This is a genomic window from Kitasatospora sp. NPDC001119, from assembly GCF_053598475.1.
On sequence record NZ_JBSFKI010000020.1, the window covers coordinates 139,888 to 158,181 of the forward strand.

16 protein-coding genes, 1 tRNA gene and 1 riboswitch are annotated in these 18,294 nt (G+C 74.1%); of the genes, 6 read left to right on the top strand and 11 right to left on the bottom strand.

Annotated features, from left to right (window positions below; all coding sequences use genetic code 11):
- Nucleotides 1–26 precede the first annotated feature (26 nt).
- Together ACWDD9_RS24875 and ACWDD9_RS24880 are read right to left on the bottom strand one after the other, a co-directional pair.
- Nucleotides 27–1,559, bottom strand: a complete 1,533-nt coding sequence (locus tag ACWDD9_RS24875; protein ID WP_416874819.1) for a sensor histidine kinase — start codon at nucleotides 1,557–1,559, stop codon at nucleotides 27–29.
- On the bottom strand, nucleotides 1,556–2,260 hold the full coding sequence (locus ACWDD9_RS24880; RefSeq protein WP_074005033.1) for a response regulator transcription factor: 705 nt from the start codon (nucleotides 2,258–2,260) through the stop codon (nucleotides 1,556–1,558). Before ACWDD9_RS24880 ends, ACWDD9_RS24875 begins: the two co-directional genes overlap by 4 nt.
- A gap of 134 nt (nucleotides 2,261–2,394) precedes the next feature.
- Here ACWDD9_RS24880 and ACWDD9_RS24885 point away from each other — a divergent pair, with 134 nt between their 5' ends.
- Complete coding sequence (locus ACWDD9_RS24885; protein WP_380740336.1) at nucleotides 2,395–2,961, top strand: hypothetical protein; 567 nt, start codon at nucleotides 2,395–2,397, stop codon at nucleotides 2,959–2,961.
- A gap of 48 nt (nucleotides 2,962–3,009) precedes the next feature.
- Here ACWDD9_RS24885 and ACWDD9_RS24890 read toward each other — a convergent pair whose 3' ends face one another.
- The gene (locus ACWDD9_RS24890; protein ID WP_449812685.1) at nucleotides 3,010–3,615 is read right to left on the bottom strand and encodes a VOC family protein; all 606 of its coding nucleotides are present in this window, start codon (nucleotides 3,613–3,615) and stop codon (nucleotides 3,010–3,012) included.
- Between the two features lie 273 nt (nucleotides 3,616–3,888).
- Here ACWDD9_RS24890 and ACWDD9_RS24895 point away from each other — a divergent pair, with 273 nt between their 5' ends.
- Together ACWDD9_RS24895 and ACWDD9_RS24900 are read left to right on the top strand one after the other, a co-directional pair.
- Nucleotides 3,889–4,371, top strand: a complete 483-nt coding sequence (locus ACWDD9_RS24895; protein ID WP_181970601.1) for an Lrp/AsnC family transcriptional regulator — start codon at nucleotides 3,889–3,891, stop codon at nucleotides 4,369–4,371.
- A gap of 152 nt (nucleotides 4,372–4,523) precedes the next feature.
- On the top strand, nucleotides 4,524–5,294 hold the full coding sequence (locus ACWDD9_RS24900; RefSeq protein WP_449812686.1) for a helix-turn-helix domain-containing protein: 771 nt from the start codon (nucleotides 4,524–4,526) through the stop codon (nucleotides 5,292–5,294).
- 73 nt (nucleotides 5,295–5,367) lie between these two features.
- Here ACWDD9_RS24900 and ACWDD9_RS24905 read toward each other — a convergent pair whose 3' ends face one another.
- From ACWDD9_RS24905 to ACWDD9_RS24915, 3 genes are all read right to left on the bottom strand, one after another.
- Nucleotides 5,368–6,174: a S16 family serine protease gene (locus tag ACWDD9_RS24905; protein ID WP_074005030.1), complete on the bottom strand. Its 807-nt coding sequence runs from the start codon at nucleotides 6,172–6,174 to the stop codon at nucleotides 5,368–5,370.
- Between the two features lie 38 nt (nucleotides 6,175–6,212).
- Entirely contained in the window at nucleotides 6,213–6,863 is a 651-nt protein-coding gene (locus ACWDD9_RS24910; RefSeq protein ID WP_049654777.1) for an IclR family transcriptional regulator, read from the bottom strand.
- Nucleotides 6,864–7,210: 347 nt separating this feature from the next.
- Nucleotides 7,211–9,043 carry a DEAD/DEAH box helicase gene (locus ACWDD9_RS24915; protein WP_074005029.1) on the bottom strand — a complete coding sequence of 611 codons (1,833 nt, stop codon included), beginning with the start codon at nucleotides 9,041–9,043 and terminating at the stop codon, nucleotides 7,211–7,213.
- Nucleotides 9,044–9,355: 312 nt separating this feature from the next.
- Between ACWDD9_RS24915 and ACWDD9_RS24920 the strand changes: the two genes are divergently transcribed.
- The gene (locus tag ACWDD9_RS24920; RefSeq protein ID WP_049654781.1) at nucleotides 9,356–9,781 is read left to right on the top strand and encodes an SsgA family sporulation/cell division regulator; all 426 of its coding nucleotides are present in this window, start codon (nucleotides 9,356–9,358) and stop codon (nucleotides 9,779–9,781) included.
- 145 nt (nucleotides 9,782–9,926) lie between these two features.
- On the opposite strand, the gene ACWDD9_RS24925 is transcribed toward ACWDD9_RS24920, so the two are convergent.
- The 3 genes from ACWDD9_RS24925 to ACWDD9_RS24935 are packed head-to-tail and all read right to left on the bottom strand — an operon-like array spanning nucleotide 9,927 to nucleotide 14,460.
- The gene (locus tag ACWDD9_RS24925) at nucleotides 9,927–12,530 is read right to left on the bottom strand and encodes a rhomboid family intramembrane serine protease (RefSeq protein WP_449812687.1); all 2,604 of its coding nucleotides are present in this window, start codon (nucleotides 12,528–12,530) and stop codon (nucleotides 9,927–9,929) included.
- On the bottom strand, nucleotides 12,497–13,822 hold the full coding sequence (locus tag ACWDD9_RS24930; RefSeq protein WP_387827325.1) for an alpha/beta hydrolase: 1,326 nt from the start codon (nucleotides 13,820–13,822) through the stop codon (nucleotides 12,497–12,499). The genes ACWDD9_RS24925 and ACWDD9_RS24930 overlap by 34 nt, the downstream gene beginning before the upstream one ends.
- Nucleotides 13,819–14,460 (bottom strand): class F sortase, encoded by a 642-nt coding sequence (locus ACWDD9_RS24935; RefSeq protein WP_049656930.1) that lies wholly within the window; start codon nucleotides 14,458–14,460, stop codon nucleotides 13,819–13,821. Before ACWDD9_RS24935 ends, ACWDD9_RS24930 begins: the two co-directional genes overlap by 4 nt.
- A gap of 405 nt (nucleotides 14,461–14,865) precedes the next feature.
- Here ACWDD9_RS24935 and ACWDD9_RS24940 point away from each other — a divergent pair, with 405 nt between their 5' ends.
- Complete coding sequence (locus ACWDD9_RS24940) at nucleotides 14,866–16,155, top strand: polysaccharide deacetylase family protein (RefSeq protein ID WP_198959474.1); 1,290 nt, start codon at nucleotides 14,866–14,868, stop codon at nucleotides 16,153–16,155.
- A gap of 3 nt (nucleotides 16,156–16,158) precedes the next feature.
- Here the strand turns inward: ACWDD9_RS24940 and ACWDD9_RS24945 are convergent, their stop codons facing one another.
- Entirely contained in the window at nucleotides 16,159–17,598 is a 1,440-nt protein-coding gene (locus tag ACWDD9_RS24945) for an MFS transporter (protein ID WP_380775127.1), read from the bottom strand.
- A gap of 94 nt (nucleotides 17,599–17,692) precedes the next feature.
- On the bottom strand, nucleotides 17,693–18,007 hold the full coding sequence (locus tag ACWDD9_RS24950) for a DMT family transporter (RefSeq protein ID WP_049656934.1): 315 nt from the start codon (nucleotides 18,005–18,007) through the stop codon (nucleotides 17,693–17,695).
- Between the two features lie 44 nt (nucleotides 18,008–18,051).
- Nucleotides 18,052–18,117: riboswitch (guanidine-III (ykkC-III) riboswitch) on the bottom strand.
- A gap of 84 nt (nucleotides 18,118–18,201) precedes the next feature.
- Between ACWDD9_RS24950 and ACWDD9_RS24955 the strand changes: the two genes are divergently transcribed.
- A tRNA-Cys gene (locus ACWDD9_RS24955) sits at nucleotides 18,202–18,273 on the top strand.
- Nucleotides 18,274–18,294: the final 21 nt, after the last annotated feature.

Consider the following 18,294-nt stretch of genomic DNA (forward strand, 5'->3'; position numbering starts at 1 on the left):
TGGCGCCCGGCCACCCCGATACCCCGTCACTTCTGGAACAGCGCGCCCCGGCTCCGCCGCCGTCCGCCCCGCGCGGGCGCCGCCTCCTGCGGCCCGGTGCGCAGCCGCAGCCGGGTCTCGGCGCCGCCGAGCACCGCGGAGCGGCCGAGCGCGAGGTCCCCGCCGGTGGACTCGGCGAGCTTGCGGACGATGTCCAGGCCGAGGCCGGTGGAGCCCTCGCCGCCGTGCCCCTCGCCGCGCTTGAGGGCGGCGGCCGGGTCGCTGTACCCCGGTCCGGCGTCGCCGACCAGCACGATCACCGAGCAGTCGGTGGCCAGTACGTCCACCGAGAAGGCGGTGCCGACGGCGGTGTGCCGGAAGACGTTGCCGAGCAGCGCGTCGACGGCGGCCGCCAGGTCGCCGCGCTGGACGGGCACCGGCGCCGCCCGCTCGGCGCCGGCCAGCTGCCAGCGGCGCCCCTCGTCCTCGGCCAGCGCCGACCAGAAGGCGACCCGTTCCCGGATCACCTCGGCGGCGTCGCAGCCGACCGCGACGACGGGCGCGTCCTCGGGGGCGCGGCGGGCCGAGCGGATGATCTGGTCGACCTCGCGCTCCAGTTGGGCGACCGCGTGCCGGGTGGCGTCGGCCGCGTCGCCCTCGCCGAGCGAGGCGGCGTTGAGCCGCAGCACGGTCAGCGGGGTGCGCAGCCGGTGCGACAGGTCCGCGGCCAGTTCCCGTTCGGCGGCGAGGAGTTGGACCACCCGGTCGGCCATGGTGTTGAACGCCTGGCCGGCCTCGCGCAGTTCCTCCGGGCTGCCCGCGACCAGCCGGCCCTCCACCGGGACCCGCACCGCGAGGTTCCCGGCGCCGAGCGAGCGGGCGGCGGCGGCGAGCTTCCGCGCGGAGGCGACGATGCGGCTGCCCATCCGGTCGGCGACCAGCACCGAGATGGCGACCAGGCCGAGCGCCACGGCGGAGAGCACCTGCCAGGCGGTGGCCACGCCCCGGGTGAGGTCGCTCTCGGCCACGAACACCTCGACCACCGCGGTCCGCCCGGTGTCCACCGCGACCGGCTGGAGCAGGGCGTACCCGCCGGCCACCTTCACGGTGAAGGAGCGGCCCTTTCCGCCGGCCGTGGCCACGTCGGCCGCGGCGGCGCGCCCCTCCCCCAGCATCGGGCCCTCGGGCTCGCCGGTCCCGGCGGCCGCCACACCGGGGCCGCCCCCGCCCGTCCCCGCGGCCACCGTCCCGGGGCCGCCCCCGCCCGTCCCCGCGGTCGCCGCCTCGGCGCCGCCCGCTCCGGCGGGCTGCCCGGCCGCCGGAAGGTGCACCGCCATCCGTCCCTGCCCGCCGGCGTCCGTACTGGCCAGGGCCCGGTTGACCGCGTCCTCGTCGGTGGTGATGGCCAGGGCGGGCCCGAGCGCCGCGGCCTGCCGTTCGGCGGCGGTGAAGGCCCGGTCCCGCGCGGTCTGTTGGACCATCAGCCCGAGCGGGATCAGGAAGGCCAGCGCGACCATGGTGGTCCCGGCCACCGCGGCCTTGATCAGGGCCCAGCGCAGCGAGCGCCCGAACCGCCTCATGTCCGGTGCTCCGGCAGTCCTCCGGCGGCCTCCAGTCGGACCCCGACGCCCCGGACGGTGTGCAGGTAGCGGGGGTTGGAGGCGGTCTCGCCGAGCTTGCGGCGCAGCCAGGAGAGGTGGACGTCGATGGTCTGGTCGCCGCCGTAGGTCTGCTGCCAGACCTCGGCGAGGATCTCCTTGCGCGGCACCACCACGCCGGGCCGGGCGGCCAGGAAGGCCAGCAGGTCGAACTCACGGCGGGTCAGGTCGAGCGGCCGTCCGTCCAGCGCGGCCTCCCGCCGCTGGAGGTCGATGGCCAGTCCGCCGACCCGCAGCACCTGGGCGACGGGGGCCGCGCCGCTGCCGAACCGCCGCAGCACGGCGGTCATCCGGGCGCTGAGGTGCTCCCCGGAGAAAGGTTTCACCAGGTAGTCGTCGGCGCCGTCGTTGAGCAGCCGGATGATCTCGGCCTCGTCGTCCCGGGCGGTGGAGATGATCACCGGAACGTTGGTCAGGCCCCGGATCATCTTGAGCGCCTCGCTGCCGTCCAGGTCCGGCAGGCCGAGGTCGAGGATCACCAGGTCACAGCCGACCTGGGCGACCTCCCGCAGCGCCTCCAGAGCCGTGCCCACACTGCGGACCGCGTGACCGGTGTCGGTCAGGTGCCGGATGAGGGCGGATCGTACGAAGGGGTCGTCCTCGACCACGAGCACTGTTGCCATGGGCCTGCACGGTACGCCATCGCCGGTCAGTGGTCTGTACCTCGGGGGTGGGTCCGGACATTGTGCAACTGCCCTGCTGAATACCGGGGGTGCCGGTCTCCATCCGTATGGAAATACGGCAGGATGTGCGGACGATGCGGAACGGACTGGTACAGCTCGGCGCCTGGGCGGCGGCCACCGGGGCGGCGGTGGCGCTGTCCTGGCTCGGCGTGCACGCGGTGCTGACCGGCGCCGCGTTCGAACGGCCCACGGCGCTGCCGCTGCCCTCCCCGAAGGCCGACGGCACGCTGCACTCCGCGCCCGCCACCGCGGACCAGCCGCGCTCCGCCGCACAGTCCACGACCCCTTCCCCGGCGGCCTCCCCGACCACCGGCACCACCAACGCCGCCACCGCCGCCACCGCCCCGCACGGCCCGGCCCCCGCCACCACCGCCGCCGCGCCGCCCACCCGCCGGCCCGTCCCCACCGCCACCACGACGTCCACGGTGAAGAGCTACCCGATCCCGGGCGGCAAGGTCGCGCTGGACCTGAAGCCGGACCGGGCCACCCTGGTCTCCGCCACCCCGGACCCGGGCTGGCAGATGCAGGTGTGGACCGACGGCCAGTGGCTGCGGGTCGACTTCACCCGGGGCGACGAGGCCAACTCCGTCTTCGCCTCCTGGAACGGCCACCCGCCGATCGTGGAGACGGCGATCCGCTGAGGCGCTTCCGGCGGACCGTCAGGAACCGGTCCGCCGCACGACGCCCCGTCAGAGGCCGTCGCACGGCACGTACCCCGGCAGGTACGGCCCCACGTACCCCGCCCGGTCCACCAGCGTGTGCCTGGTCCCGCCCGGTACCCCGATGGTGGCCAGCACCACCGCGCCGTAGTCGTCCCGCGCCTCGTACGGCTCGGCCAGCGACAGCGCGCCCCGGTCCACCGCGTAGTCGTAGGCGTAGTAGACGTCCGGCACGCTCACCGCGAGGTCCAGCACCCCGTCCCCGTACCGGTCCAGGTACGCGGTCAGCTCCCGGCCGCGCGGGCCGCCGGTCCGCACCCGGGGCGCGGTCCGGGAGGCGGTCCGCACCGGGGCGGCGGGCCCCGGCGAGGCGGCGGGCACCGGGGAGGTGAGCACGATCCGCGTGCCCGGCGCCGCGAGCACGTACGAGAGCAGCTCCGGCTCGCCGGTCTCCGGCCCGGCGTACGCGGTACATCGCAGCCCGAGCGCGGCGCAGTAGCGGCGGGCCGCCCGCTCGGCGTCGGCGACCGCGAAGACCACCGCGTCGGCGCGGCCCATCGGCAGCGGCCCCGCCTCCGCCAGGTCCGGTGGGAGGTCTGCCCCGAACAGGGCGGGTTCGGCGGCGGTGTCGGTCATGACTGCCCTCCCGGTAGGCGTACGGACCATCGTGGCCGCCCCCGGCACCGGGGGTGGGGCCCTGCGCACGGGGGTGTGGCTGGAGGGTGTCGCCGGGCCGACCCGCGCGCAACTGTTCCGTTTCCTCCTGGTCAAGCTGTGCCCCGGAGCGGGAGAATCGGCCGCGCCGCTGTACAGAATGCCCACCACAGGACGGTGCCGCGAATGCCCCCCGCCCACTCGCCGAGCTCCCCCGGCTCCCCCAACTCCACTGCCCCTCAAGGGAATTCCATCGTGGGCAGTACGAACGACACGATCGACCCGCTGGACGGCCGGCTGATCCGGCTGCTCGCCGAGGAGCCCCGGATCGGGGTGCTGGAGTGCTCGCGCCGGCTGCAGGTCGCCCGGGGCACCGTCCAGGCCCGGCTGGACCGGCTCCAGGCCAAGGGCGTGATCGGCGGCTTCGGCCCGGAGGTGGACCCGGCGGCGATCGGCTACCCGGTGACGGCCTTCGCCACCCTGGAGATCTCCCAGGGGCAGGGCGCGGACGTGCGGGCGCACCTGGCGAGCGTGCCGGAGGTGCTGGAGCTGCACACCATCACCGGGATCGGGGACATGCTGGTGCGGATCGTGGCCCGGTCCAACGCCGATCTGCAGCGGGTGATCGACCGGGTGCTGGGCTTCGACGGGATCGTCCGCTCGTCCACCGCGATCGTGCTGGAGAACCCGGTGCCGTACCGGATCCTGCCGCTGGTGGACCAGGCCGCCGCCGAGTAGGAGGGTCCGCGCCACGCCACGCGCCGATTCGGCATAGGCAGGAGGCGTCGGGGGCCGCAAGATTTATGTATGAACGTTCTACAAATCCTGGCGCCGCTCTCCGGCCCGCTGATACCCGTGGCGGCCGCGCCCTCCCCCTGGTCGGCCCCCGCATGATGAACGCCGTCGCGGCCGACGGTACCGCCCCCACCCTCATCGCCTCCGCCCAGCGCGCCCTGCGCCTGCTGGCGGCGGCCGCCCGCTACCCCAAGGGCGCCACCGCCAAGCAGCTCGCCCGGGACACCGACCTCGCCCTGGGCACCGCCTACCACCTGCTGCGCACCCTGGTGCACGACCACTACCTGGAGCGCCACAGCGGCCGCTACCTGACCGGCCCCGCCGTCACCGGGCTGGTCCGGGACGACGGCCCGGCCACCGACCGGGCCCGGCTCAGGGCCCTGCTGGGCCTGCTCGCCGACGAGCTGTCCGCCGCCGTCTACTTCACCTGGTACCGGCACGGCGAGGTGGAGCTGATCGAGGCCGCCGAGGCCCCCGGCGCGCCGCTGATCGACCGGCACAGCTGGCGGGTCGGCGCCCACGCCCACGCGGCCGGGAAGACCCTGCTCGCCCTGATGACCGCCGAGGAGCGCCGGGCCCACCTGGCCCGCTACCCGATGGTGCCGTTCACCCCGTACACCCTGCGGGACCCGGCCTGCCTGCCGCTGCTGCCCCGCCAGGGCCCGCGGCGGGCCGTCCCGATCACCCAGTTCCAGGAGTACGCGCTCGGCTCGGCGGGTGCGGCGGTGCCGATCGTCGCGGGCAACGGCATCGGCGCGATCTCGGTCTCCCTGCCGATGGCCCAGGCCCACCGGCTGGCCGGGATCGCCGCCGAGCTGCGCACCCGGCTCGGCGAGGACTTCGCCGCGGTCGCCTTCGGAATCTGACCGCGCGGGCCGGGCCGACCCCGTGCGGGGGGACGCCCGGCCGGTCGGAGGCCCGCACGAGGCCGGCCGGGGGTCAGCAGGACGGGACGCTGCCGCCGCTCTTCAGCGCCTCCAGGGCGGAGACCGCCTCGCCGAGGGTGCCGACCGGCACCAGCCGCAGCGACTTCGGGGTGTTCACCTTGGCGTCCGAGCACTCGTCCTTGGGCAGCAGGAACACCGTCGCGCCGTCCCGGGCGGCCGCCTGCGTCTTCAGGGGGACGCCGCCCACCGGGCCGACGGTGCCGTCCGCCTCGATGGTGCCGGTGCCGGCCACGGTGAGCCCGCCGGTGAGGTCGCCGCCCTTGCCGTCGCCGGCCAGCTTGTCGACGATGCCCAGCGCCAGCATCTGGCCCGCGCTCGGGCCGCCGACCGCGCCCAGGTCGACCTTGACCTTCACCTGGTCCGGCGACAGGCGGAGGTAGTTCAGCGCGGCCGCGGTGGCGGCGTCCTGGGACTCGGCCATCTGCGCGGCGGTCGCCTCGTCGGCCTTCACCGGGTTGCTCTCCGGGTAGACCGTCTCGGTCGGGCGCACGGCCTCCTTCGGGTCGAACCAGGCCTGCATCGAGCGCCAGAAGGTGTTCTTCTGCCCCGGGTTGGTCGCCGTGATGGTGACCATCCGCAGCTCGCCCTCGGTGGTGCGCAGCGGCGCGCCCGTGATCGTGAGGACCGGCTTGTCCTCGTACGAGCCCAGGGTGTCCGCGGTCAGGCCCGGCCAGGTGATCGTGTACGGCAGCGGGACGAAGGCGGCCACCCCGAACAGCGCGGCGACCAGCACCCCGCACAGCGTGAGCGCGCGGGTCCGCGGGGAGGTGAGGGCCTTGGAGAGCTTGGTGTCGGACACAAGGGGAATCCAAACACACCCGACACCGGGTGCGGGCGCTACCTCAAGGCGTCGGCCACCTCGGTCGCCGCCTCCACCACCCGGGGGCCGACCCGCTCGGGCACCATGCCGTTCAGCATCACCACGCCGACGCTGCCCTCGATGCCGCTCAGTCCGACCAGCGCGGCGGCGGCCCCGCTCGCCCCGGACTGCTCCTCCGCCCGGGTGATGACGAAGCCCTGCTCGGGCCGGCGCTGGCTGGGGAAGGTGCGCGCCTCCAGGATCGCCCGGCCGGCCGCGCTCTCGGTGAGCGGGTGGCGCAGGCCGGTCCGGTAGGCGACGTGGAAGTCGGTCCAGCTGGGCTCGACCACGGCGACGGCCAGCGCCTCGTTGCCGTCCACCAGGGTCAGGTGGGCGGTGGCGCCGAGGTCCTCGGCGAGGCTGCGCAGGGCCGGCAGCGCGGCCTCGCGCAGCAGCGGGTGCACCCGGTGCGCGAGGCGCAGCACGCCGAGGCCGACCCGGGCGCGCCCGCCGATGTCCCGGCGGACCAGGCCGTGCTGCTCCAGGGTGGCCAGCAGCCGGTAGACCACGGTCCGGTTGACGGCCAGCCGGGCGGCCAGCTCGGTCACGGTAAGCCCGCGCTCGGAGTCGGCGAGGAGCTTGAGGACCCGGACGCCGCGGTCCAGGGTCTGGGAGGTCTCGGCTGTCACGACGGGCAATCCTTTCCGCGGCGCTCGCGGGGCGGGCGGCGCCGTTCCAAGGTCGGTGTCGCGCGCAGGTGGGGGTGGCCGCGCTCGGGCCGTACGGCGTCGTCGTTGACGCGCACGGCCCTGCGACGCCGTCCCGCGGGGGTTGCCCGACGGAAGAGCGTGGGGGAAAGGTAGTGAAGGAAATGACGCGACGGAAGTGGTTGTCCAAAATTCGGGCGTGATCAACTCCAACAGCGCCTCGAATTCGGGACGAACCCCCGCGATTCGCCGGGTGCGTCGGGCTCCGGACGCGCCCCCGGTCCGGTGACCGGACGCGCCGCCCTTCGAAGCCCCTCCGCCGACAGGCCCTAGTTGGCCCACTCCCGGATCTTCACGATCCGCGCCTTGAGCTGGTTGGCGGTGGCCTGCGCGGTGAGCGGCCCGCCGCACTGGCGGCGCAGCTCGTTGTGGATGGTGCCGTGCGGCTGGTTGGTGCGGTGGTGCCAGGCGGCCACCAGCGCGTTCAGCTCCTTGCGCAGCTCCCGCAGCTCCTGGTGGGTGACCACCGGCCGCTGCTCGGCCGGCAGCTCCAGCAGGTCGGCCTCCTCGGCGGGCTTGGTCTTGCTGCGCTGGATCTGCCGGTGCTGGCGCTTCTGGAGCAGCATCTGCACCTGGTCCGGCTCCAGCAGGCCCGGGATGCCGAGGTAGTCCTCCTCCTCCTCGCTCCCCGGGTGGGCCTGCATGCCGAACTCCATGGCGTTGTACAGGACCCGGTCGAAGACCGCCTCGGAGCCCAGCGCCTCGTAGGAGAACTCGTCGCCGCCCGCGCCGTCCGGCCCGTCGTTGGCCCGCTCGGCCTCGGCGAGCAGCCGGTCCTCCTCGTCGAAGAGGCCGTCGCCCTCCTTCTTCGGCCGGTCCAGCACGTGGTCGCGCTGGAGCTCCATCTCGTTGGCGAAGCCCAGCAGCATCGGGATGGTCGGCAGGAACACCGAGGCCGTCTCGCCGCGCTTGCGGGCGCGCACGAAGCGGCCGACGGCCTGGGCGAAGAACAGCGGGGTGGAGATCGAGGTGGCGTAGACCCCGACGCACAGCCGGGGCACGTCGACACCCTCGGACACCATGCGGACGGCGACCATCCAGCGCGAGGTCCCCTCCGCGTAGTCGGAGATCCGCTTGGAGGCCTCGGTCTCGTCGGAGAGGACCAGGGTGACCTTCTCGCCGCTGATCTCGCGCAGCATCTTGGCATAGGCGCGGGCCACGTTCTGGTCGGTGGCGATGACCAGTCCGCCGGCGTCCGGGATCGCCTTGCGGACCTCGGTGAGGCGCCGGTCGGCGGCCTGGAGGACGGAGGGGATCCACTCGCCCTGCGGGGACAGCGCGGTGCGCCAGGCCTGGGCGATCAGGTCCTTGGTCATCGGCTCGCCGAGCCGGGCCTCCAGCTCGTCGCCGGACTTGGTGCGCCAGCGCATGTTGCCGCTGTAGCTGAGGAAGATCACCGGGCGGACGACGTGGTCGGCGAGCGCGTGCCCGTAGCCGTAGGTGTAGTCGGCGATGGACTTGCGGATGCCGTCGCTGCCCGCGTCGTAGGCCACGAACGGGATCGGGTTGGTGTCGGAGCGGAACGGCGTACCGGTCAGCGCCAGCCGGCGGGTGGCCGGTTCGAAGGCCTCGAAGCAGGCCTCGCCCCAGGACTTGGAGTCACCGGCGTGGTGGATCTCGTCCATGATCACGAGGGTCTTGCGGGCCTCGGTCCGGTTGCGGTGCAGCATCGGGTTGACCCCGACGCCCGCGTAGGTGACCACGATGCCGTGGTAGTCCCGGGAGAGCGGCCCGGAGGAGTACGCCGGGTCCAGCCGGATGCCTATCCGCGCGGCGGCCTCGGCCCACTGCTTCTTCAGGTGCTCGGTCGGTGCGACGACCGTCACCTGCTGCACCAGGTGGTTGTGCAGCAGGTACGAGGCCAGGGTGAGCGCGAAGGTGGTCTTGCCTGCGCCCGGGGTGGCGACCGCGAGGAAGTCGCGCGGCTGGGTCTCGATGTACTTGTCCAGCGCGCCCTGCTGCCAGGCCCGCAGCTTGCCGGCGGTGCCCCAGGGGGCGCGGCCGGGGAAGGCCGGGGAGAGGTGGTGCGAACCGGCGGGCGCGGCGTGGCCGACGGATCGGACGGGCGCCTGCGGCTCCGGTACGTCGGAGAACAGCGGCATCGAGGAGGCGGCGGCAGTACTCACGGTCTCCGAGGGGGATCATCGCAGGTCAGAGGCGGTTTTGCGGCCTCACCCCGCGGTCGGGCGGCAATCGGACAACCCGCCCAGCGTACCGGGTCCGGCGCCGTTCGGGCCTCCAGGCGGCGCTCCGCGCCGGGCCCGCGCGGCCGGAAATCGATGTGACCCGGATCACACCGATTGCCTCGTGGAATCCGGTAAGCACCACCCGTCCCGGGACTCTCACCAGGGTGAGGCCGCAGCAACCCTCACTGCTGTCACGCAGCCTCGCACCGAACCGAAGGGACCCCGCCCGTGCGCACCGTCGAAGAGACCGTCCAGGCCCGCCTGATCCTCTCCTCCCACCGCTCCGTCCGGCTGCGGGTGGGGCTCTCCTACCTGCCGGAGGACCCGCTGGCCGTCCGGATGGCCTTCCCCGCCGAGTTCTCGCTGGACGACCCGGCCGAGCGCCGGGGCTCCGAGGACATCGTCTGGGTCTTCGCGCGCCAGCTGCTCTCGGCCGGTCTGGAGCTGCCGTCCGGCGCCGGGGACGTCCACGTCCGGCCCGCGGTCGGCCGGCGCACCATGGTCGAGCTGCGGGCGCCCGAGGGCACCGCGCTGCTCCAGTTCGACGCCGCCGACCTGCGCCGCTTCCTGTGGCGCAGCCGGCTGGTCGTCCCGGAGGGCGAGGAGCACCTGCACCTGGACGCCGACCGCGCGCTCGCCCAGCTGCTCGGCTGACGGGGGCGCCGGCCCGCGGGAGCGCCCCCGTGCTTCCGGGCCGTGACGCGCCCGCCCGCGTGGTGAACCGTCCGTCCGCGTCCGTCGCGCGGCGACCCGGGTCCGGGGCCCGGGAAGCCCGTACGGTCGCGCCCCCAGGGGCGGGTCAGCCCGAGAGCTTGCGCATCAGCCGGACGCCCTGGGCCGCCGTCAGGTGCGGCAGGTACGCCTTGCCGATCGCCCTGGTGATGCCGGGCAGCGCGGCCGGGTCGGGGTACGCCATGTACATCGGCCGGTACTCCGGCTGGAACTTCGCCTTGAACGCCAGCAGCGAGCGGAAGCCGTACACCGGCTCCAGCACCTTGCCCATCCAGTCCAGCATCCGCTGCAGGCCGGTGGGCTCCTCGTCCTGCCCGGTCCGGGCCAGCGGCGCGCCCGACAGCGACAGGAAGCGCGCGCCCTCCTCCTTGAAGCCGAGCGCCGCCGAGGCGATCAGGAACTCGCTGACGCCGCGGAAGCCGTCCGAGCGCCGGCGCATGAAGTCCAGCGTCCAGCCGACCGGCACGCCGTTCTCGTACACCGGCATCCAGCTGGTCAGCCCGTGCACCACCCGCTGCTCGTCCACCGCGATCAGCACCCGCACGTCCGGGTCGTCCAGCTCCTCCAGTCCGCCGAGCGTGAAGCCCATCTCCGGCAGGCCCTTCTCGGAGACCCACTCCTCGGAGATCGCCCGGATCTGCTCCCGCAGCGCGAGCGGCGCCTCGTGGTACGCCCACCACTCCGCGGAGATGCCCTGCTTGCCGGCCTTGTTGAGGGCCGTGCGGATGTCCTGCCACTTGCGGCCGGTGAAGGCCAGCTCGGGCAGCGGCACCACGGTGTCCTCGGCGACCTGCACCGAGCGCCAGCCGAGCTGCGCGGTGGCGGCCCTGGTCTCGCCGCTGACGCTGTAGAAGCACGGCGTCCAGCCGCGCGCGTCGCAGTACCGGGCGAAGCCGGCCACCGCCCGGGCCCGGTCCTCCGGCGCGCCGAACGGGTCGCCGGTGGTCAGCGCGACGGTGCCCACCACCCGGTAGGCGACGGCCGCCCGGCCGCCCTCGTCGAACCAGTAGTGGTTGCCGTCCCAGGTGGCGATGAAGGAGAGCGTCCCGCCGCCGTGCTCGGCCAGCAGCGCCCGCGCGCGGGCGGCCGCCGCCGCGTCGGTGTGCAGCACCGGCCGGCGGAAGACCGACAGCAGCACGGCCAGCGCGACCGCCCAGAACGCCAGCCCGCAGTACGTCTCCAGGAAGCGCGCCACCGGCCCGACCGCGATCGGGTAGTCCGGCAGCAGGTCGTTGTACGCGGGCGGCAGGAACTGGGCCGGCAGCCCGGCCACCAGCCGGCGGGCGGACGCCCCCGGCTCGAACTCCCCGGCCACCAGCCGCCCGACCCCCACGTAGGTGGCCGCGGAGGCGAGCGCCGCGCCGCCGAGCACCAGGGCCAGCCGGCGCACCGAGCGGCCGGACAGCCGCAGCAGGAACCGCTTGCGGGTGGCCACCAGCAGCGCGGTGGTCAGCAGCGGCAGCAGCAGCGCCTCGACGAAGTACTGCACCACGTCCCGGCTGACCGGCCCGGCGTCCAGGTAGAGCCAGCACAGCAGCGCCGCCCAGAGCAGCTCGGTGGCCACGGTGACCAGCCAGGCGAACCGCAGGCCCCGGCGCAGCCCCTCGGCGAGCACCAGCAGCAGCGCCGGGATCAGCGCGGCCATCATCCGGCCCGGGGTGTCGAAGATCCGGACGACGGCGTGCGCCCGGGCGCAGTCGTGCGCCGACTGCGCGCAGAAGTCGGCCACCTCGTCCGGGCTGAGCCGGTGCGAGAAGTACAGCTCGGAGAAGGTGTTGAACGGCCCGCTGGCGTTGTCGTACAGCGAGGCCAGCAGCGGCCCGAAGGCGGCCGCGACCAGGCAGAGCGCCACCAGCACCCGGGTCTCCGAGTGCGAGGAGCGGTGCGTGCGCAGGTGCGGGCGGCCCCGGCTGACCAGCGCGCCCAGGCCGAGCCCGGCCAGCGCGGCGGCGCACCGCTGGACGCTCTGCAGGTGGCCCACGTACAGCGTCATCACCAGCGGGACGAGCAGCACCAGCAGGTGCAGCCGGCGGCGCCAGAGCACGGTGAGCCGGTACCCGAGGACCCCGGCCAGCGCGAACACGCCGACGCCGGGGCCGACCGAGATCTGGTCGGCCACCGAGGCGGTCCACTGCTCCCCCGCCGAGGAGCCGAACGCGACCAGCCCGGTGCCCAGCAGGGTGCCGACGACCTGCCCGCCGACCAGCACCGCGAGGGTGCGCAGCCGCCCGAGCCGGTGCTCGGCGGCCGGGCCGACCAGGAGCAGCAGCAGGCTGGTGAACACGTACGAGCCGCGGCCCGAGCACCAGAACATCGAGGTGACCGGCGTCCACCAGTGGCCCTCGGCCAGCGTGGACAGGCCGATGCCGGCCCGCTCCAGCAGCCGGTCCGACGGGCCGTGGCCCAGGCTGCGGGTGGCCGCGCCGAGCAGCCAGAGCCCGGCCAGCAGGGCCAGCGTCAGCGGCGCCGAGCGCAGCCTGGCGCCGAGCACCCCGGCCGCCCGCCGGACCTTCTGCGGGCGCGGCTCCGGCGTCCGGGTGACCGGCGCCCGGTCGGTGCCGCGCTCGGCCGAGCGCTCCGCGTCCGGCCCCGGCCCGCGCTGCTCGCCGACGGTGGCCAGCGCCGTCCCCGCCCCGGTCACCGGGTCAGCCCGGTCTGCTGGGCGAGCCACGGGAGCTGCTGGGCGATGCCGGGCCGGAAGACGACCCAGCCGTGGCCGCCCGGCATCAGTTCGAACTTGGACTTCATTCCGGCCGCCTGCGCGGCCTGGTAGACCTTCTCCATCTGCGGTCTGAACTCCTCGTCGGTCTCGCCGACGACCAACGCGACGTTGGTGTCCGGGAACTTCTTGCGGGCCATCACCTGGAGCGGATCGACCGCGTCGAACTTCTTCTCGTCACCACCGAAGGCGGCCTTGACGGTCTGTTCCCGACTGCCCAGGGTCGGTTCCTCCTGCCCGGACATGTCGAGGACGGTGCCGTACACGTCGGAGGCGTTGACGCCGAGCTGGAGGGCGCAGGTTCCACCCATCGAGGCGCCCCCGATCGCCCAGGACTTCCGGCCGGCCGCCGTCTGGAGGTGCTGGTGCACCCACTCGGGGACGTCCACCGCCAGGTAGGTCTGGGTCTTGGCGATCTTGGAGTCGAGGCAGAGCGTGTTGGCCCAGGTGGAGCCGAGCTGGTCGGGCATCACCACGATCGGCGCGAGGCCGCCGTGGTCCGCGGCGTAGGCGTCCAGCGCCTCGTTGATCTGCGCGGAGAGCACCCAGTCCCCCGGGACGCCGGGCTGACCGGTGATCATCACGATCACCGGGAGCAGCGGCCGCGGGGTGGCCTGGTAGGCGGGCGGGAGGTAGACGTACGCGTCGCGGGCCTTGAAGCCCGACTTGGTGCCGGGGATCGGCACCACCGACACGGTGCCCTTCTCGGGCAGGTCCGCCGGGGGCTGCCAGACCTCCTCCAGCGTCTTGCCCGGCGGGGCGGCCACGGTCTGGCCCGCCTTGTCGGCGACCAGCCCGTCGGTCTTGGTCAGCCACGGCGCGAGCATCACGCGCCCGCTCGGGAACTGGCCGAAGCCGATGTTCACCTCGGAGGAGGCCATCAGCACCACCAGGCCGCACAGGCCCAGCGCGAGCCCCCGCCGCCGCCAGGTGAGCCGGCGCATCCGGTAGCCGGCCAGGCAGAGCCCGGTCAGGGCGATGGCTATCCACCAGGTGACGTACTTGGGCGTGCCCTCCGGGAAGGGGTGCCACCAGCCGTCGACCACGACGTCCAGCAGCCAGCTGAGCGCCGCGGCGGTGATCAGGGCGGCGGGCAGGCGGACCCGCCACCAGCTCCGGCCGCGGCCGACGGCGAGCGCGATCAGCGCCGCCCAGCCGGCCGCCAGCACGGCGTGCGGGATCAGGCCCTCGGTGAGCGGCCAGTCGATCGGGTTCCAGCGGGAGGCAAGGGTCAGCGTGCTCATGCGGCTTTGCCCGGCGGGGTGGTGTCGGCCAGGAAGCCGTAGGCGACGACGTTGCCGTCGTAGCCGTGCTCCTCGCTGTACGAGCCGCCGCAGGTGATCACCCGCAGCTGCGCGTCAGTGGCCTGACGGTAGACCCGATCGTCCGGGAAGTCCTTTCGGTCGTGCACTTCGATGGCGTAGAGCTGGTAGACGGCGGTGGCGCCGTCCGCCCGGGCGATCTCGATCCGGTCCCCCCGACGGAGCGCGCCCAGATGATAGAAGACCGCGGGGCCGGTCTTGTTGTCGACGTGTCCCGCCAGGATCGCGGTACCGCGCTGGCCGGGGCTGGCCCCGCCCCGGTACCAGCCCGCCAGGTTGCGGTCCGCCTCGGGCGGGGTCTGCAGGTGGCCGTCCGCGTCCAGTCCGAGCGCGGTGACCGGGGCGTCCAGGCGCACCGCCGGGATGCGGATCCGGGTCGGCGCGGACGGGCCCAGCGGAGGGACGACCGAGACCGGCGTGATCCCGGCCTGGGCCTGGCCGGCCCCCGGCGCGGGCGGCAGCGACGGGCCTCCGTCGTGCACGAGCCAGGCACCGAGCACCAGCGCGGCACCCGCCGCCAGGGTGCCCGGCCAGGGCCCCCTGCTCTGCTGGACGCCCACGGGCGCTCCCCTCTGCCGACGGAACCCCGCTTCCTGGGAGTTTCCTGGGAAACAATTCAACCGGAACGGACTGTAAGGCACGTCCATACGACGGTCGTACCGGCACCCGCCGATCGGCAGGGCTGACGCCCTCTTTCGTGCGCCCCGTGGGCACCCGGTCGCGGAGCGCGACGGCCGCCCCCCGCATACGATCGCCGCAGGAACACTCCCGACACGAGCTACCGACGGTTCTACGGACCCGATCGGTTGCGGCGTTCGGGCGATCGCTCCGGACGACGCGCTGCGCCTCTCCGACCGGCCCCGCCCCCGTGCCATGCTGACCCGGCCACGGGTTGTATCACCCACTTGTCCGACCGGACTCCGCACTCCCGCACGCCGCCCCACCGCCCCACGAACGGAGTGACCATGGAAGCCCTCTCACGCCGCACCCTGCTGGCGGCGGGCGCCGCCACCGCCGCCACCCTGGCGGCCGGCTGCGGCAGCGACCACGCCACCGGCGGAGTGCGGGTGCCCGGAGCCGTCGTCCCGGCCACCGGCGCGGCCGACGAGCGGGGCGACACCCCCGCCCCGGCCCCGGCCCCCAAGCCGCAGGCCGTCCTGATCGGCGACGGCTCCACCTCGGACACCGGCGCCCAGCCGCACCAGCCGGTCCCCGACCGGCTGCAGCCCGGCCAGCGCCCGCCGCAGTTCGTGGTCTTCTCCTGGGACGGCGCCGGCGAGCTCGACAACGGCCTGTTCGCCCGCTTCCGCCGGCTGGCGCAGGAGCACGACGCGAAGATGACCTTCTTCCTCAGCGGCCTCTACCTGCTGCCGGAGTCCAAGAAGGACCTCTACCGCCCGCCGCAGCACAGGGCCGGCGCCTCCGACATCGGCTACCTGAGCGACCAGCACATCCGCGACACCCTGGAGAACGTGCACGCGGCCTGGCTGGAGGGCCACGAGATCGGGACCCACTTCAACGGCCACTTCTGCGGCTCCACCGGCGTCGGCAAGTGGTCCCCCGAGGAGTGGGACAGCGAGATCCAGCAGGCGATGGACTTCGTGACGAACTGGCGCACCAACACCGGCTTCACCGACCTGCCGGCGCTGCCCTTCGACTACCGCAAGGAGCTGATCGGCAGCCGCACCCCCTGTCTGGAGGGCCAGCGCAACCTGCTGCCCACCGCGGTCAAGCGCGGCTGGCGCTACGACAGCAGCGGCAACGGCACCCAGGTGTGGCCGCAGAAGATCCAGGGCGGCGCCCTGTGGGACCTCCCGCTGCAGTCCATCCCGTTCCCCGGGCACACCTTCCAGGTGCTCTCGATGGACTACAACATCATGTACAACCAGTGCGGCCCCAACACCAAGGCCGACCCGGCGCTCCACCCCGGCTTCCAGACCCAGGCCCGCGACGCCTACCTGATGGGCTTCGACCGCACCTACAACGGCAACCGGGCGCCGTACGTCATCGGCAACCACTTCGAGGAGTGGAACGGCGGCATCTACATGAACGCCGTCGAGGACGTCCTCCGGACCATCGCGGGCAAGCCGGAGGTCCGGCTGGTCTCCTTCCGGCAGCTGGTCGACTGGCTGGACGCCCAGGACCCGGCGGTGCTGCGCAAGCTCCAGACCCTCGCCCCGGGCCAGGCGCCGGCCGGCGGCTGGGAGGCCTTCCTCGGCGCCCCGGCGGGGGCCGGAGCCCCCGCCGGGTCCTGACCGTCAGGCCTTCGCCCGCACCCGGCCGGCCAGCAGCGCGCCGAGCAGCGCCACCCCGGCCATCGACAGCAGGATCACCGCGAAGGCGCCGGGCGAGCCGGCCGCCCCGCCGCCCTCGTGGGCGGCGGCGAGCGAGCCGCCGCCCAGCGCCGCGAACAGCACCCCGGCCATCCCGGTCAGCAGCACGTTGCCCAGCGCGTCGCTCATCTGCAGGGCGGCCGAGTTGGCCCCGGCGTCCTCCGGCGTGGAGAGCTTCATCATCAGCACGCTGACGCTCGCGATCGCCATCCCCATCCCGATGCCGCCGACGCCCCAGGCCACCGACGCGACCCAGGCCGGCACCGCCGGGAACAGCACCAGCGCGGCGCCCCCGATCGCCACCGCGGTCAGCAGCAGGCCGCCCCGGATCATCGCCTCGCGGTAGCGCTCCGCCCCGGGCCGGCCCTGGAGCCAGGAGCCGACCGCCCAGGTGAGGCCGCCGCTGGTCAGGGTCAGGCCGGCCAGCGTCGGCGAGAGGTCCCGCTGGGTGGTCATCATCAGCGGGACGAAGGCCTCGGCGCCGAGGAACGCCCCGGCCGCCATCCCGCGCAGCAGGATCACCGCCGGCAGCCCCCGCCCGGCCCGCAGGGTCCCGGTCGGCAGCAGCCCCAGGACCGCCGGCACCAGCAGCGCCGCCCCGGCGATCCCCGGGAGCAGCCCGATCAGGTCGCGCCGCTGGCCCGCGTACTGCAGCAGGCCGGCGCCGACCGCCGCCATCGCGGCCAGCAGGGTGCGACGGCGGTCGAAGGCCGCGCCCCGGACCACCGGGCGCTCCCGCTCCGAGCGGGCCAGCGCCGGGCCCATCACGGCCAGCGGCAGCAGGATCAGCGCCGGCACGGCCAGGAACACCCAGCGCCAGCCCAGGTGCTGGGTGACGGCCCCGGAGACCAGCGGGCCGACGATCGAGGGCAGCACCCAGGCGGAGGAGAAGGCCGCGAACACCGCGGGCCGCAGCCGCTCCGGGTAGGCCCGGCCGACGACCACGTACAGCGCGACGATCACCAGCCCGCCGCCCAGGCCCTGGATCGCCCGGCCGGCCACGAACACCCACATCCCGGGCGCCGTCCCGGCCACCACCAGCCCCACGCCGAACACCGCGATGCCGCTGAACAGCGGCCTCAGCGGGCCGCTCCGGTCGCACCACTGGCCGGAGACGACCAGGGCGAACAGGGTGGTGGTGAAGTAGCCGGAGAAGGCGAAGGCGTACAGCCCGAGCCCGTTCAGCTGGCGGGCCGCGGTCGGCATCGCGGTGTTGACGGCCGTCGCCTCGAAGGCGATCACCAGGACCACCGAGACGATCCCCAGGGTCAGCGCGCGGTAGCGGCCGCCGAGCACCCCGCCACCGGGGTCGTCGTCGAGGGGTATCGGAACAGGGTCGACCGAGGTGGGGGAGGCAGTGGTCATACGTAACATCGTAAGAGCCGTCCGCCCCGATGACCCCTGACCCCGGTCGGTGATCGACTCCGCCCCGGGACCTACGCCGCGGGCCCGCCGGGGCTCAGTGCAGCACCTTGAGGCCCACCACGCCGGAGACGATCAGCAGCAGGCAGCCGATCCGGGCCATGGTCACCGCGTCCCCCAGGACGGCCATGCCGTAGACCGCGGTGCCGACCGCGCCGATGCCGACCCAGACCGCGTAGCCGGTACCGATCGGAATGGTGCGCATCGCGTACGCCAGCCCGCCCATGCTGAACAGCAGGGCCACGCCGAAGACGAGGCTGGGAACGAGGCGGGTGAAGCCCTTGGACGATTCCAGGGCGACCGCCCAGACGGTTTCGAGGAAACCCGAGAGGATCAGAACGAGCCAGGCCATGACGGTGGTGCCTCCGCAGTCCACAGCGGCCGGATTGCCGCTGAACTGCGCCGTCTTGTCGTCACCGGGTACGACGCGCTCGTCCGGGGTGGCGGAAATGCCGCCACCGGTCTCCGACGGTAGCACACACTGCCATACAGAATTTACAAAGGAGCGTTGACCGCTCTCCCCGGATCGGCCACTATGAATTCACTGGCCGTGTGCCCGAGTGGCTTAGGGAACCGTCTGCAAAGCGGTACACGCGGGTTCGATCCCCGCCATGGCCTCGTGGAGAAAGGAATTGCCGG